At 36.9% G+C, this 14,902-nt stretch carries 10 protein-coding genes; 9 read left to right on the forward strand and 1 reads right to left on the reverse strand.

Annotated elements, in window-relative coordinates; genetic code table 11:
- Positions 1 to 6: 6 nt before the first annotated feature.
- On the reverse strand, positions 7 to 2,676 hold the full coding sequence (tssH, locus tag B4F08_RS07945) for a type VI secretion system ATPase TssH (protein WP_291374055.1): 2,670 nt from the start codon (positions 2,674 to 2,676) through the stop codon (positions 7 to 9).
- A 391-nt stretch (positions 2,677 to 3,067) separates the two neighbouring features.
- Here tssH and B4F08_RS07950 point away from each other — a divergent pair, with 391 nt between their 5' ends.
- The 9 genes from B4F08_RS07950 (at position 3,068) to tssM (ending at position 14,894) form a co-directional block, all read left to right on the forward strand.
- On the forward strand, positions 3,068 to 3,721 hold the full coding sequence (locus B4F08_RS07950; protein WP_291374056.1) for a hypothetical protein: 654 nt from the start codon (positions 3,068 to 3,070) through the stop codon (positions 3,719 to 3,721).
- A gap of 36 nt (positions 3,722 to 3,757) precedes the next feature.
- Entirely contained in the window at positions 3,758 to 4,261 is a 504-nt protein-coding gene (gene tssB / locus B4F08_RS07955; protein ID WP_086210618.1) for a type VI secretion system contractile sheath small subunit, read from the forward strand.
- Entirely contained in the window at positions 4,254 to 5,735 is a 1,482-nt protein-coding gene (gene tssC, locus B4F08_RS07960) for a type VI secretion system contractile sheath large subunit (RefSeq protein ID WP_086210617.1), read from the forward strand. Before tssB ends, tssC begins: the two co-directional genes overlap by 8 nt.
- 47 nt (positions 5,736 to 5,782) lie before the next feature.
- The gene (locus B4F08_RS07965; RefSeq protein ID WP_291374057.1) at positions 5,783 to 6,286 is read left to right on the forward strand and encodes an Hcp family type VI secretion system effector; all 504 of its coding nucleotides are present in this window, start codon (positions 5,783 to 5,785) and stop codon (positions 6,284 to 6,286) included.
- Positions 6,287 to 6,354: 68 nt separating this feature from the next.
- A complete protein-coding gene (tssE, locus tag B4F08_RS07970) occupies positions 6,355 to 6,831 on the forward strand; it encodes a type VI secretion system baseplate subunit TssE (RefSeq protein ID WP_291374058.1) in 477 nt (158 codons plus the stop codon).
- A gap of 11 nt (positions 6,832 to 6,842) precedes the next feature.
- Positions 6,843 to 8,651, forward strand: a complete 1,809-nt coding sequence (gene tssF / locus B4F08_RS07975; protein ID WP_291374059.1) for a type VI secretion system baseplate subunit TssF — start codon at positions 6,843 to 6,845, stop codon at positions 8,649 to 8,651.
- Positions 8,615 to 9,607 carry a type VI secretion system baseplate subunit TssG gene (gene tssG, locus B4F08_RS07980; RefSeq protein WP_291374060.1) on the forward strand — a complete coding sequence of 331 codons (993 nt, stop codon included), beginning with the start codon at positions 8,615 to 8,617 and terminating at the stop codon, positions 9,605 to 9,607. The genes tssF and tssG overlap by 37 nt, the downstream gene beginning before the upstream one ends.
- A gap of 1 nt (position 9,608) precedes the next feature.
- Positions 9,609 to 11,048 carry a hypothetical protein gene (locus B4F08_RS07985; protein ID WP_291374061.1) on the forward strand — a complete coding sequence of 480 codons (1,440 nt, stop codon included), beginning with the start codon at positions 9,609 to 9,611 and terminating at the stop codon, positions 11,046 to 11,048.
- Positions 11,049 to 11,072: 24 nt separating this feature from the next.
- Positions 11,073 to 14,894, forward strand: a complete 3,822-nt coding sequence (gene tssM, locus B4F08_RS07990; RefSeq protein ID WP_291374062.1) for a type VI secretion system membrane subunit TssM — start codon at positions 11,073 to 11,075, stop codon at positions 14,892 to 14,894.
- Positions 14,895 to 14,902 lie beyond the last annotated feature (8 nt).

Consider the following 14,902-nt stretch of genomic DNA (forward strand, 5'->3'; position numbering starts at 1 on the left):
ATTGGGTTAGGCTTGATCTACTTGTTTTTTATTCGGCTGACGTTTTTTGGGAACTTTTGTTTTTTCAATTGGATCTAAACGGTAGGTGATTTCATCATCTTTAGCATTGATATAAATCACTTTAGGCACATTATTTTCCGCTAATGCCATTAAAATTTCAGTTGCTAAAGCAGGCAATACCGTAGCATTTAAAATGTGATCTATATTACGCGCACCGCTATCGACTTCCGTACAGCGGCTCAATAGCAACTCGACTAAGTCGTCTGTATAGTGAACTTTGGTTTGATACTGTTTTTCAAGACGAGCTGTTATTTTACTGATTTTATGATGAATAATTTCAACCAATAAATCATCATGTAAAGGTAAATACGGAACGATCTGCATGCGTCCTAAAAATGCAGGCTTAAATTGTTTATATAGACTTGGCTTTAGATGTTCAATTAAGTTTTCTGCGCTTGGCCATGTATCAACAGGTTGATTAATGCAAGCTTGCATAATTGCAGTTGAACCGACATTTGATGTTAAAAGGATCGTGGTATTTTTGAAGTCAATAAGTCGGCCTTCACCATCTTCCAGTGTCCCTTTATCAAAGACTTGATAGAATAATTCTTGAACATCATTGTGCGCTTTTTCTATTTCATCGAGCAGGACAACACTATAGGGATTCCGCCGAACAGCCTCTGTTAATATGCCGCCTTGTCCATAACCAACATAACCAGGAGGAGCACCTTTCAAAGAGGAAACAGTATGTGCTTCTTGATATTCAGACATATTAATCGTAATAAGATGTGATTCTCCACCATAAAGTTCATTGGCTAAAGCAAGAGCAGTCTCTGTTTTACCTACACCACTTGGACCAACAAGCATGAATACACCTTGTGGTTTGTTCGGATCATCCAGTTTTGCTTTAGATGTTTTAATACCCTGAACCAGTTGGTGAAGGGCATAGTGTTGTCCCATGACGCGAGCTGAAAGCTTATCCTCTAATGTTAAAATCTGTTGGATTTCATCATTCAACATATTGCCGACAGGAATACCTGTCCAATCTGAAATAATTTCAGTAATCATTTGCGCATTAACACGTTCAAAGACCAATGGACTTTGACCTTGTATTTCAGCTAATTCTTCACGTAATGTTGCAATTTCTTTTTGAACATTTTGATGATTTAAATCTTTTTGTCGTAGTTTAATTTTTTCAACGAGTGAACGCTCTTTATGCCATTGCTTTTGTGTCAAATTAATCTCTGTATCTAGCAGTGTTAGTTTGTGCTTTAAATCTTGTAAGCGTTCATGATGAATTGGCAGATTCTGGTGCTCATTCTCCAAAATTTTGTATTCAAGTTTTAGATTATGTTGTTGAGCCAGTTGTTGATCTAACTTTACAGGCTGCGCATTTTGGGTGAGCGCAACACGAGCAGCAGCCGTGTCGAGTACACTAATGGCCTTATCAGGAAGTTGACGACCACTGATATAACGATGTGAAGAATTTACTGCAGCGATGACTGCTTCATCATCTATATTGAGATTAAAATGTTTGGTCATCACGGGAAGCATGGCACGTAACATATCAATAGCCACTTCTTCTGTTGGCTCTTCAACTTTAATGACTTGGAAGCGTCGGCTAAGAGCCGCATCTTTTTCAAAATATTGTTTATATTCAGCCCAAGTCGTGGCTGCAATGGTACGTAACTCACCACGTGCCAATGCAGGTTTTAATAAATTAGCAGCATCATTTTGTCCTGCTTGTCCACCTGCACCAATTAAGGTATGTGCTTCATCTATAAATAAAATAATAGGATGGCTCGAACTTTGAACTTCTTCAATCACCTGCTTTAAACGATTTTCAAATTCTCCTTTAACACTCGCACCTGCCTGTAATAGCCCCATATCGAGAATATGAAGTTGTACATTTTTTAAAGCGTCAGGGACTTGGTTGTTGACAATTTTGAGTGCAAGACCTTCGACAACTGCTGTTTTTCCTACACCTGGTTCACCTGTCAGTATGGGGTTGTTTTGACGTCGGCGCATCAAAATATCAAGCATTAAACGGATTTCAAATTCACGCCCAATGACTGGATCAATTCGCCCATTTTTGGCTTTGTCAGTCAAATTAATGGTGTATTGATCCAGCGCTAATGTCTTGTTTAAAGTGGGAAGTATTGGAACGTCAGTTGGTGTTAAAACTGTTTGATGATAGAAATCTTGCTCACTACTGTTAGTGCATAGGTCTATAAACTTATGCTTCATTGTATCAATTGGAAATAGTTCAAAAAGACTTGAGGCACGTGATGCGATTTGGTACAAATCAGGCGCAGTTAGTAGTGCAATCAATAAATGCCCAGTTCTAATGATGGAATTTTGTTCAGCAGACGCAAGTAACCATGCCTGTTCTAATAAACGAACTATAGATTGGGCAAAAATTGGTGTCCGAACATTTCCCTTGGGTAAGTGCGAAAGGCTGAGCTGTAAATCAATAACTAAATCTGCATGAGAAATATTGTATTTTTCCAGTAATAAAAGAAGATCATTCGTCTCTGATTGTGACAATAATTCCAGAAAGAAATGTTCAATTTCAATTTCATAATTTTGTTGATTAATACAACTATTTGCTGATTTTTCTAACCCAATACGTGCGTGATTAGATAGTTTCTTAATTAGAATTTTAAGGTTATTCATATATAACTCAGTCATGGTTTATAGCAAGGCTTTAACAAGCAATCATGTGCCAATAGCAATTTGTTTTTTTGGTTAAAGCTAAATTTTTATATAAATTAGTGTTTTATATTTAATTTAAAATACTATTTTTTGCTATTTTATATATATGACCTAAGAATACACAAATCATTTTTAGATAAAAAAGATATAAAATTACAAAAAGAGAACATAAAAAGATCAAAATTCTTTTGTTCGGAACATTTATTTCTTGACTTTAGGTGGGATGTTTTTGTTAAATCTCAGCGTATTAAATAACCAATAAAGAAGCGAGAGTTTAGGTCGCTAAATATTAATTTGAAGTTATACCCATAATAATTTTAATTTTTTATTCATAATAAGTTTGAGGCAAATTTTGAAAAGTTACTATTTTATTTTATCTACATCCATTCTATTGGCTGCGACGTCACTTACTTTTGCAGACAAAGAAGGTGTGTTTCAGCTAAGCAATAAGTGTATTAAGGCATATCCACTGGTTAGTGGAGAAACTGATCAGAATTTACTGCATTTATATATGCAGCTTTGTGATAAGAAAAATAAAAAAGATGATGTCTTAAAAAATCAGCTTTCAGTCCAGGCGGCAAAACGCTATCAAGAGCTTGGGAAAAATTATAAAGCGTTACAATTGGTTGAAACATTAAATGCTCAAAATATACAGCACTCTTCACTTACAGATACGCGGTTTTTAGCGGGTATTGCGATTGCAAATGCGGCATTAGACTATATGCGCCAAGAAGAAATGCGTTATTTATCAGCAGACTTAACCTATCCGCCTGCTAAAAACTTGTCACAGAGCATACAAAATTCTCTACCAGCACCAGACACCAGTGACGCAAAAGCAGTTGTGCTGAAGACCTCCAAAAAAACAACACGCAAGCCTGCTGTTACTAGTTCTAAAAAAACAACAAAAAAGGTAACTACTCAGCAAGTAAAAACAAAAAAAGTTGAAAAAATACAATCAGTTGAATCTTTAAATAAATCGAACGCAAATCCATTTAATGCGCTTTAAAACTTAAATTGAAAGAATAACGAACAGGATTTTTACATGGCTAAACGTGAAAGTGTACAAAAAAAGCTACAGCGCATTCGACCACCGCGTGTCCAATTAACATACGATGTTGAAGTGGGGGATGGTAAAGAAATTAAGGAATTACCTTTCGTTGTGGGGGTTTTAGGAGATTTTTCAGCAGCCTCTGAACTAGAAAAAACCAAGCTTAAAGATAAAAAATTCATTAATGTTGATTTAGAAAACATTGATGAAGTTATGGAGTCATTATTGCCTCGAGCAACTTATCAAGTTGAAAATACTTTAACTGATGACGGTGGTCGAATGTCAGTCGATCTGACTTTTAAATCTATGGAGGATTTTCGTCCTGAAAACGTGGTTCAACAGGTCGATCCGTTACGAAAGTTGGTAGAAGCACGTGAACGTTTGACGGATTTACGAAATAAAATTTCAAACAATGAACGTTTAGAAGATTTGTTAGATCAAGTTTTACAAAATACTGACCAAGTGCGCAAAATGAGTGTGGAGGCAGAGAATGAATAATTTTCAATCTACAGCAGTAGCTCAAGACACTACAGAAGAATTTACGTTATTAGACTCAATCGTTGAAAGAAGTCGTATAGCGCGTAATGAAGAAGAACATGATCGTGCTAAAAGTCTAATTGGTGAATTAGCTAAAGAAGTGATGGCTGGAACAATTACTGTTTCAGAAAATATGACCTTATCTATTGATAAACGTATTGCAGAAATTGATGCGCTCATTTCGACTCAACTCAGCAGAATCATGCACGATGAACAATTTCAAAAAATTGAATCGACATGGCGTGGTTTATATTATTTTTGTCAGGAAACGCCATCTAATCCGCTTATTAAAATTCGGATGTTGAATACTACAAAAAAAGAGCTAATTAAGGATTTTCAAGGTGCAACAGATTTTGATCAAAGCACACTGTTCAAAAAAATATATGAAGAAGAGTATGGTTCATTTGGTGGAGCGCCATATGCCACATTAGTTGGTGATTTTGAGTTTGACCGCACGCCTTCAGATATGTATTTGCTTGAACAAATTTCGCATGTTGCAGCAGCAGCACATGCACCGTTTATCTCTGCAGCAGATTCAAGCATTTTAGGCCTAGAATCTTTTACAGATATAGACCGCCCTCGAGAGGTTTCAAAAATCTTCGAGACGGCTGAATATGTGCAATGGCGCTCATTCCGTGAAAGTGATGATGCGCGATATGTGGCATTGACCATGCCACGAGTACTAGGCCGTTTGCCATATCACCCTAAAGAAGGTACTGCGACCGAAGGCTTTAATTTTGTCGAAGAAGTGACTGGACAAAATCATCATGACTATTTATGGATGAATGCTGCTTATGCATTTGCAACCCGTTTAACCAATGCTTTTGATATGCATGGTTGGTGTGCAGCGATTCGTGGTGTAGAAGGTGGCGGTTTAGTAGAGGGCTTACCTGTCCACACATTTAAGACTAATGATGGTGAGGTTGTCTTTAAATGTCCAACTGAGATTGCAATTACAGACCGTCGCGAAAAAGAACTCAGTGATCTGGGTTTCATTCCGCTTGTCCATTGCAAAAATACAGATTACGCAGCATTTTTTGGCGCACAGTCGACGCAGAAACCGAAAAAGTATGATAGCGATTCTGCGAATGCAAACTCAGCTTTATCAAGTCAAATTCAATACATTATGGCAGTGTCACGTATTGCACATTATCTAAAAGCCATGATGCGGGATAAAGTCGGTAGCTTCGCATCTGCTGGAAATGTCGAAGCATTTTTAAATGAATGGTTAGCCCAATATATCTTACTTGATGACGGCGCTTCACAAGAAGCGAAAGCGCAATATCCACTTCGTGAAGCCTCTGTCAAAGTTGTAGAGAATCCTGCACAGCCAGGGCACTACAAATCTGTGGTTTTCTTAAGACCACATTTCCAGTTGGACGAGTTGTCAGTATCACTGCGACTTGTTACTGAATTACCTCAGTCCTCAAATTAATTTTGAATGCCAACACATAATAACTTTAAAATAGGAAAATATTAAAAATGAAAGATATATACGTACAATTTCGTGGTAAGTACAAAGTCGATGGTGTATCACGCGATGCTGAACATAAAGGCTGGTTGGAGGTAAATTCTTGGTCACATAACATTCGCCAACCGAAGTCCGCAACATCCTCAAGTGTAGGTGGCCATACAGCTGAACGTGTAGAACACTCTGACATGATTTTTGTGAAAGATTTAGATGCAACCAGCCCAAAGCTATGGGAAGCATGTTCAGCGGGATATACCTTTGACGAAGTTCAGATTGATTTTTATCGAGCGAATGGTGATAAACGTATTAAATATCTGCAAATCAAGTTAAAGCATGTGTTGGTTTCAAGTGTTACACCAACAGTGAGTGAAGAAGGTGTACCAATTGAGAGCTTCGGTTTGAAATATGCCGCAGTGGAATGGACGTATAACCAGCAAGATATTAATGGTACGCAAAAAGGTGCAGTGACCAAGAAATGGTCACTGTCAAATAATACCGCATCGTACGCTGCATAAATATGCTTCAAAAATAAGGGCTAACTTATATTAGCCCTTATTTTTCATGTAGGAAAATTCTAGTCAATATGAACCTAGATCAACTTTATCCATATGGTTTTAGAAAAACACTATTTGACCGATTGTTGCCTACAAGTGAGCAGGATCGGCAGGGGATGTCTCTTCAAGAGTTGCGCGAGTCTGTCGCGTATGATTTAGAAGAATTACTTAATAGTCGTATGGCAAATTTCGACTCAGTTATTGATGCCTTTCCCTTAGTAAAAAAATCCATTTTACAGTTTGGGATCATTGATTTTGTTGGGCTTTCGACGGCTAACCCCTTAGACCGAGATAAAATATGTCAGTCTATCGCATGTTCTATTACCGCACATGAGCCAAGACTAAAACAGGTTAAAGTCGAAATGTTATTTGATGGGCAGAATATGGGAGCCTTATGTTTGAGTATTCAAGCTTATTTAAATATTCATCCATTGTATGAGCCTGTTATTTTTGATGCTTTACTCAAACCAACAACACAACAATATGTTATTTCTGCACGATCTTAATTGGGTGATTTGTGATTGAAGAGTTATTACCTTACTATGAAAAACAATTACAAGAATTTGGACAGCAATCACGCGAATTTGCACAAAAATATCCTAAAATTGCTCAACGGTTGTCTTTAAACCAAGAACAAATTGATGATCCGCATATTGAGCGCTTAATTCAGTCTTTTTCTTTGATTGCAGCTAGAATTGATAAAAAACTTGTAGACAGTTATGACGTCTTTACGCGATCGCTGTTTGAGGTGATGTTTCCACAATATTTAAAGCCTTTTCCTGCATGTACTATACTTAGTTTGGAAGATTTAAATAAGTGTAAACAATTAACAGAAGCACATGTTGTTCCGAAGAATACCACGATTAAGTCACGTAGTTTTAAAGGAGTGCAGTGCGAATTTAATACCACCCAAGAGTTAAAACTATTACCACTTGAGTTGTGTCAACTCAGTTTTAAAACACATCCCAGTGCACATATACACTTAAATCAAAACGCTACCCTTACTTTAGGTTTTAATCTTTTTAATCAATCTCAGCGCATTTTAGAAAAAGAATGCTTACCTATTTATCTGGATGCTATATCTAATTTTCCACTCCAGGTTTTGGATGCAGTGTTTCAATCAAATACTGGGTTTTCATTGAAATACGGTCATCATCTGATTGATATTAAAAATCCTTTTTGTACTCAAGGTTTCTCAGAAGATGAAAGCTTACTGCCATTAGATCAGCATACACATCATGCTTATCGGCTATTGATGGAGTATTTTTGCTTCCCCGAAAAGTTTAGCTTTCTAAATATGAAGTTAGATTTTTTAAAACATCTAGATAAAGGTCAGCATTATTTTGAAATTTTAATTCACCTAAAACTTAATTTAAATGATCAAGTGAATATAAAAAATTACTCAGAATTAAATATTGCAAACTTTAAATTATATGTTACTCCAGCAGTGAATTTATTTAGGAAACAAGCAGAACCACAGAAAATAAATCATAAGCAATTAGAATACCCTTTAATTACAGATGCACATCATCCTGAGTATTATCAAATATATAGTATCACTAGAATGCAGATGATCCGTGAAAAATCAAATCAAGAACAAACAGCATTTGATATTTATCCTTTTTTTGCAATGAGTCATTATCAAGATCCAGATACTCAATTTTTTTATAGTTTAAATTCAGCCCATTTGCATAATAAATATACAGAAACAGTATATAGTATTATCTCAAAGCAGCTTTCGCCAGAAAGCACTAAATCAGACTTCATTAGTACACAATTACTGTGTTCCAATCGTGACTTACCCCATGAAGCGTTAAGTCAGACTAATAGTATTCTGAGTTTGAATGACAGTAGTCTTGCACGGCGAGCGGTGGTTCTAAAAAGACCCAATAAACCCTATGTTTTTGAGAAAAATAAAAAAGAACAATGGAGAGTTATTTCACATCTTTCATTAAATACTTTGTCCTTAATGAAAGGAGAGACCTTAAGTCATATTAAGGAATTACTTGAACTCTATAATTTACCCAAATCAAAAGAAAATCAACTGATTATTAATTCAATTCAAATGGTTGATTTTTCTCTTACTCAAAAAATGGTAGAGGCAAAACCTTTTCCATTATTTGTCCGTGGTTTAAAAGTAAAACTAGCGATTGATTCAAAGGTTTTCCGGGGGCATAGCTTATTCATTTTTAGCCAGCTTTTAGCACATGTTTTCAATTTAAAAGTACACATGAACAGTTTTGTTGATGTTGTTATATCCGATGCTTATACACAACAGGAGTTATACCAATGCGTACAGAACGTTGGTGGCAAGACACTTCTGTAATTGGGGCCTTGATTGAACAACCGCGTGCCTTTGAGTTTATTCAAGCAACACGATTATTACGGCAGACAGCAGATTCAAACAAGGAAATCAAGGGAGATTGGGCCAAGCCATTTAGATTTCATAGTTCTTTAAATCTTAATTTTCCCGATACAGAGATTGAAAGTTTAAGTCTTGATGAGGAGAAAATTCATTTAACCAATTTAATGGTCGGGCTAACAGGTATTCATGGAAGCTTACCCTATAGCTATACCCAGAAAATTAGACACAGTCCCCGTATCCAACGCGAGGAGACTATTCATTTTTTAGGTTTGTTCAATCATAAGTTGACGACCCAATATGTCGATGCATGCTTGGCTTATCATTTACCTGTGCGCTATGAAATTGAAGCAGAGAACCATTATTTAGATATTTTGCACGCTCTTAATGGATATATTCGCTCACAGCACCATCAACCAGATTTAGATGATTATTTTGCTGAATTTGCAGGTTTAATGCAGGGGCAAAATAATACAGTACATGCTTTGAAGACCATGTTGAGTGCTGTGCTTAAACAAAATATCAAGGTTTCTGAGTTCATCGAAGAAAAATTTACTCTGTCTGTTGATCAGAGAACAGTGCTTGGAGGAAATGGAAACCTTTTGGGAATGAATACTTTTTGTGGTGAAACGATACGTCAAATTGACGAAAAGATAGAGATAGTGGTCGGCCCAGTTTCTTATAGCGAATATTTAACGTTTTTACCGAAAAAAGAAAATAGCGAAAAAATTAAACGGATTTTGTCTACTTGGTTGAGCCCAACACTCGCGGTTGATTTAAGGCTCATTCTAAATAAAAACGATATTCAACCGTTACATCTGAATTCAACAACCACTATGGGCTTATCCCAAGGTGCTTTTTTAATGCCTAAACAGAAAGATCACAACGCTGAAACCTGTTATGCACTGATGGGAATGTGACATGCTTAAACTTTTTATTGCAACACTTGTGAGCTCATTGTTACTGGTGTGTGGTGTTGTTGTTTTTTATTGGCGTGATACTGGTTATGACCCAAGTGCAATTGATTTAGTTCGTCATTTGCTTTTACTTCCCTTATTGATCAGTGTGATTTTATGGTTGCCTTGGGCTATCTACAGAGTATGGAAAGCACAACAACAACGTAAAGAGCAACGAAAGCAAGATGAGTTGGCACAAAGTCAACAGATAGAAGCTGTAGAAAAACAAGCAAAACCTGTTGATATCGAATGGATCCAACTTAATATTTATTCTTCAGCTGCTTATAGTGCTTTGGGAGAAAATGAAACAATTATTGATGAACTGCAAAAGTTTAAAAGCCCTGAGTTAGATACTCAATTACAGAATAATTATGGGCTTCCAATGTTGTCCTATCGTATACAAGCGCTAGACAATGTCATTACAAATGCAGATAAAGAAGATGAATTTGAGATAGAGCATCCTCGTCACCAGCGTATTCAAGCATTGATTGAGCATCAACTTGAACAGCATGCTGAAACATTGTGGCAAATTGCGCAGCACTTAAAACAATCTGCGTTATTTTATGACAGCGAGTTAGCTTATGAATATCGAATGCATCCCGCTTGGATTGATCCGAATAGTGAATATGCATCTGATGTACAAGACGATCAGGAAAGCATTAAAAGTGTAACGAAACTGAATCGTATTCATATCCATATTTTGTTATCTGAGTCGGTTTTACATTTTTGGAATGAAGCACAAAGTTTTGAAATTGTGGAGCATTATTTAAGGTCTTTAGGGATCATCACTGCGCAAATCCAAATTGAACATCATTATTTGAGTCAAGAAACTGCCTATAAAGATTGGGTGTTGTTGTTGGCACAACTGTCTAAGCAACTAGAAGAAATTTCATTGATTCTTAATGTTGACTCTGAAATTGATCAAGAGTTGCTAGATGAAAAAACATGGCTGACGGATCGTTACTTACCCTCAGAATATGCATCGAGTTGGTGTTTGGCTGCATCTTTTTTACAACTATTAGAGACTACACCACAAAAAAAACTGAATATTGGTTTAAATGTGGACAATATCTTAGATCAACTTCCAACTGAGCACATAGTGAGCTTAGAGCAATTGAAGCCCGTTCAGCCTTTTGTGTTGATATTGGATGATATGACAAATATTCCAACCATAAAAAAGGTCAATCATGCTTTTAGTCAAAGCCATATTGAGCCACACCATTTTATTTATACAAAACAAAGTCTTGGTGATACGCAGCATTTGGCTAAAGTATTCGGTTTTATGCTGAGTATGCATTTTCCAGATGAACTTATGACAATGATCTATAGCGTAGATCAATCTTCAACGCATTGCTTTATACAAGCATATGAAGACATGAATGAAAAATTAGCACAATCCATTTAAATTAAAAAAGAATAAGAGAGTAACGTGAATTCTTTATTTTACAACGTATTAGGTTATGTTTGGCAGTATGTGACGAATCCTAAGGCCATTATCGCTTTATCTTGTCTTGTTGCGTTATTTGCAATGTATAACACGATTCCCGCCAAAGTTTTTTGGGCTCTAATGATCTGTTATGTATTAGGGCTTGTGATTTGGGGTGTGTATTTATTGATTATGCGTCGTCGGCATGCTGCACAAGGTGAGGTGCTTGCTGACGCCATTGCCCATGATACGAAAGCTGAATATGGAAAGCAGAAAAACAACGATGAGCTTCATTTGATTCAACAACAGATGAAAGAGTCTATCCAATTGATTCGGAAATCTAAACTAGGCGATAAGAAAGGCAATGCAGCCTTATATGAATTGCCATGGTATATGGTGATTGGTAATCCCGCTGCTGGGAAAAGCTCAGCCATTTATAACTCGGGTCTAAAATTTCCTTTTGAAGAGACACATCAAAGATCAGTTTCTGCCGGTTTAAGTGGAACACGCCAGTGTGATTGGTTTTTTTCAACAGAAGGAGTCTTATTGGACACCGCAGGGCGTTACTCCATTTATGCGGATGACCATTTTGAGTGGTTAGGTTTATTAAATATTCTAAAAAAGAATCGTTCCAAGGCACCTATTAACGGTTTGATTGTGATTGTGAGTATTGCCGAGTTAGTCAGTAATAGTCCTGAAAAATCAATTAAACTTGCGAAAAATTTACGTGCACGTATTCAAGATCTAACTGAACGTTTAGAGGTTTTCTCTCCAGTTTATCTGGTCTTTTCGAAAATGGATTTGATCGCTGGTTTTACAGAGTTTTTTGAATGCTATGAAGTGAACGAGTTTGATCAGGTTTGGGGTGCAACGTTACCTTATAATACAGATGCATCAAACCATGCGGTTGAGTTATTTGAGAAACATTATTCAATTTTATACGACGGTTTGAAAGGGGTGAGTACCACACATCTTAGCCGTCGACACGCTCAGAATATCTCGCCAAGCGTAATGACTTTTCCTTTGGAGTTTAAGAGCTTAAAGCCTGCATTGAAAACGTTTATTGGTACACTTTTCGAAGATAATCCTTATCAATTTAAGCCTGTTTTTCGTGGTTTTTATTTCACGAGTGCGCTACAAGAAGGTATCATCGAAAGCCCAATGACTGAACAAATTGCACAAGACTTTTTATTACAGAAAGGTTTGGGTAATGACAGCGGTATTCCAACACGTTCAATTTCACAAAATCATGGTTATTTTTTAAAAGGTCTATTTTCAGACGTTATTTTAAAAGACAAAAACTTAGTTAAGCAACACATCAACCCAACGCGTAAACGTCAACGGTATATTGCATTCGTTACCGCTTTATTTGGTGTGGCTCTTATTTTAAGTCTATGGGTTTGGTCTTATCGTAATAATCAACAACTGATTACCGATGTACGGGCTGACTTAGAAAAGGTTGTGTTACTTGAAAAACAGTCAGGTCAAGAGTTGTCCACACAGCTTAACGCACTGTTAATTTTACAAGAACGTATGCAACAACTCGATCAATTTGAGCAAGATCGACCACTAAAGTTTGCTTTTGGTTTATATCAAGGAGATGAGCTGCATGAGAAACTTAAAACTGAATACTTAAAAGGTGTTCAACAAATTATATTGGTTCCAACGCAGCAAAATATTACTCAATATTTACAACGTGTTAAAGCCAATGAAGAGCAATTGCGAACCAATCATAGCAATGTAAAGCTAACACCTGTTTCAAAAACACAGCAATATTTAGAGCCGAGTGATACGAATCCACAAGATGCATACAATGCATTAAAAGCCTATTTGATGATGGGTAATGCTCAATATATGGATGCCAGTCATTTAAGTGACCAAGTGACTCGTTTTTGGCGGTCGTGGTTAGACAATAATCGTGGACAAATGCCACGCGGTGAAATGATTCAAAAAGCTGAGCAAGTGCTGTCATATAGTATGACTTTAACAAATGATCCTAAGTTTCCAGTCCTAAGCTCAGATAGTCTAGTGGTGGATCAAACACGTCAAGTCTTGTTGTCTGTAGTGCGAGGTATGCCTGCACGAGATCGTGTTTATAATGAACTCAAAATGCGGGCAGCAGTTCGTTATCCTGCATTGACCATAAAACAGATGTTGGGTGAGACGAATCAAAATACAATTTTAGGTAGTTATGCACTACCAGGCATGTTTACACATGCCGCATGGTCTGAATATATCGAACAAGCTATTGATGAAGTTGCCAAGCGCCCAACAGACACCAAAGATTGGGTGCTAAATAGCACGCAATCTGACGATTTAAGCTTTAGCGGTAGTCCAGATCAAATCAGAAAACAGCTAACTGACTTATATAAAAAGGAATATATTGCGGAGTGGAGAAAATTTCTGACGGGCATACATTATGCGAAAGCAAGTGATTATGCTCAACAAACGAATTTTATCCAAGTTTTAGGTGAACCAAAAAACTCACCAATTCGCAGTGTGTTTGATCGAGTTGCGACAGAGACTAGTTGGGATAATCCTGTTGTAATGGCTGAACTTGCAGCACCACAGACTGGATTTGTTGCTTGGTTTAAACGTAAAGTCTTAAGACGTGATGATGCAAAACTTAATGCAACTATCTTAAACCAAGCTCAAGGGCCTATTTCCAAAGAGTTTCAAATGTTTTATCAGTTGGTCCGTAAACGTGATGATCAACAAAATAAATCTTTGCTTGATGAATATATGCAGTCTTTGGCACAAGTTCGTAGCAAATTCAATGATCTAAAAAGCTCTGGTGACGTTGGGCCAGCTACAATAAGCTTGGTTAAATCTACCATTAATGAGCAAAATTCAGTATTCAATACAACGCAAAAACTGGTAGATGAAAAAATGTCTGTTGGGTTGTCTGAGCCAGATCAAAAAATACTACAAAAGCTACTTATGTCACCCCTTACACAGTCATTTGAGAGTTTAATTATTCCAGCACAAAATGAGATGAATAAACTTTGGCAAATGCAGGTATATCAACCATTTAATAGTGGTTTGAGTAAGAAATATCCGTTTAACTCTTCTGCAACTTTACAAGCCACCAGCAGTGAGATCAGTCAAGTTCTCGGGGAGAATGGCAGTATTGCACGTTATGTAAAAGAGACACTTGATCCGTTGGTCATTCGTCGTGGATATACTTTGACATCGAAGACTTGGAAAGATCTAGGTATCAGTTTGAATCCACAATTTGTTGTAAATTTTCAAACTTATGTTGCGCCAAGTCGTGGCATGGCCACAGGAGAGTTAAATCAAACTTCATCTGCACCAGTAGCCCAAAATCAATCTAATTTTCAATTTTATCCAATTGAAAATACTAAACTTCTATCATATACCATTGATATTGATGGACAACGTATGCTCTATGAAAATGGGGTTCAGCAGTGGGTGAACTTTGTTTGGCCAAATGCAGGTGCAATTCCAGGTGCACGTATTACAGCTATTGATTTAGATGGAAAAACCCATACGATTTTTGAGGCTCCAGGTGAGTACGGGATTAATCGTTTAATTGACAGTGCACAACGTACGCAACGTGGTGGAAGCTATGAAATGATATGGAAAAATCAACAAAATCCTGAACTTGCTGTAAAAGTTAACTTCCGTTTAATCAGCGGGGATGCCAGTGGTGGAGTAGGAGGGCAACGTAGCTATAACGGTATGCAATTAGTTGATCAAGTGGTTTCAACTAAATCCGTTCGTGTGGTGGCTGCACAAACAGCACCTGTAGCAACAGCGGTGAGTTTAAAAGCTCCTACAAATTTGCAGGAGCCACGTTCATGATTTTATGG

The sequence above is a fragment of the Acinetobacter sp. UBA6720 genome (assembly GCF_002454215.1).
Taxonomy (GTDB): Bacteria; Pseudomonadota; Gammaproteobacteria; order Pseudomonadales; family Moraxellaceae; genus Acinetobacter.

What these genes read in the sequence shown, in the direction of transcription:
- tssC (WP_086210617.1), top strand. Translation starts at nt 4,254, where the DNA reads ATGAATAATTTTCAATCTACAGCAGTAGCTCAAGACACTACAGAAGAA.
- B4F08_RS07965 (WP_291374057.1), top strand. Translation starts at nt 5,783, where the DNA reads ATGAAAGATATATACGTACAATTTCGTGGTAAGTACAAAGTCGATGGT.
- tssB (WP_086210618.1), top strand. Translation starts at nt 3,758, where the DNA reads ATGGCTAAACGTGAAAGTGTACAAAAAAAGCTACAGCGCATTCGACCA.
- tssH (WP_291374055.1), bottom strand. Translation starts at nt 2,676, where the DNA reads ATGAATAACCTTAAAATTCTAATTAAGAAACTATCTAATCACGCACGT.
- tssG (WP_291374060.1), top strand. Translation starts at nt 8,615, where the DNA reads ATGCGTACAGAACGTTGGTGGCAAGACACTTCTGTAATTGGGGCCTTG.
- B4F08_RS07985 (WP_291374061.1), top strand. Translation starts at nt 9,609, where the DNA reads ATGCTTAAACTTTTTATTGCAACACTTGTGAGCTCATTGTTACTGGTG.
- tssE (WP_291374058.1), top strand. Translation starts at nt 6,355, where the DNA reads ATGAACCTAGATCAACTTTATCCATATGGTTTTAGAAAAACACTATTT.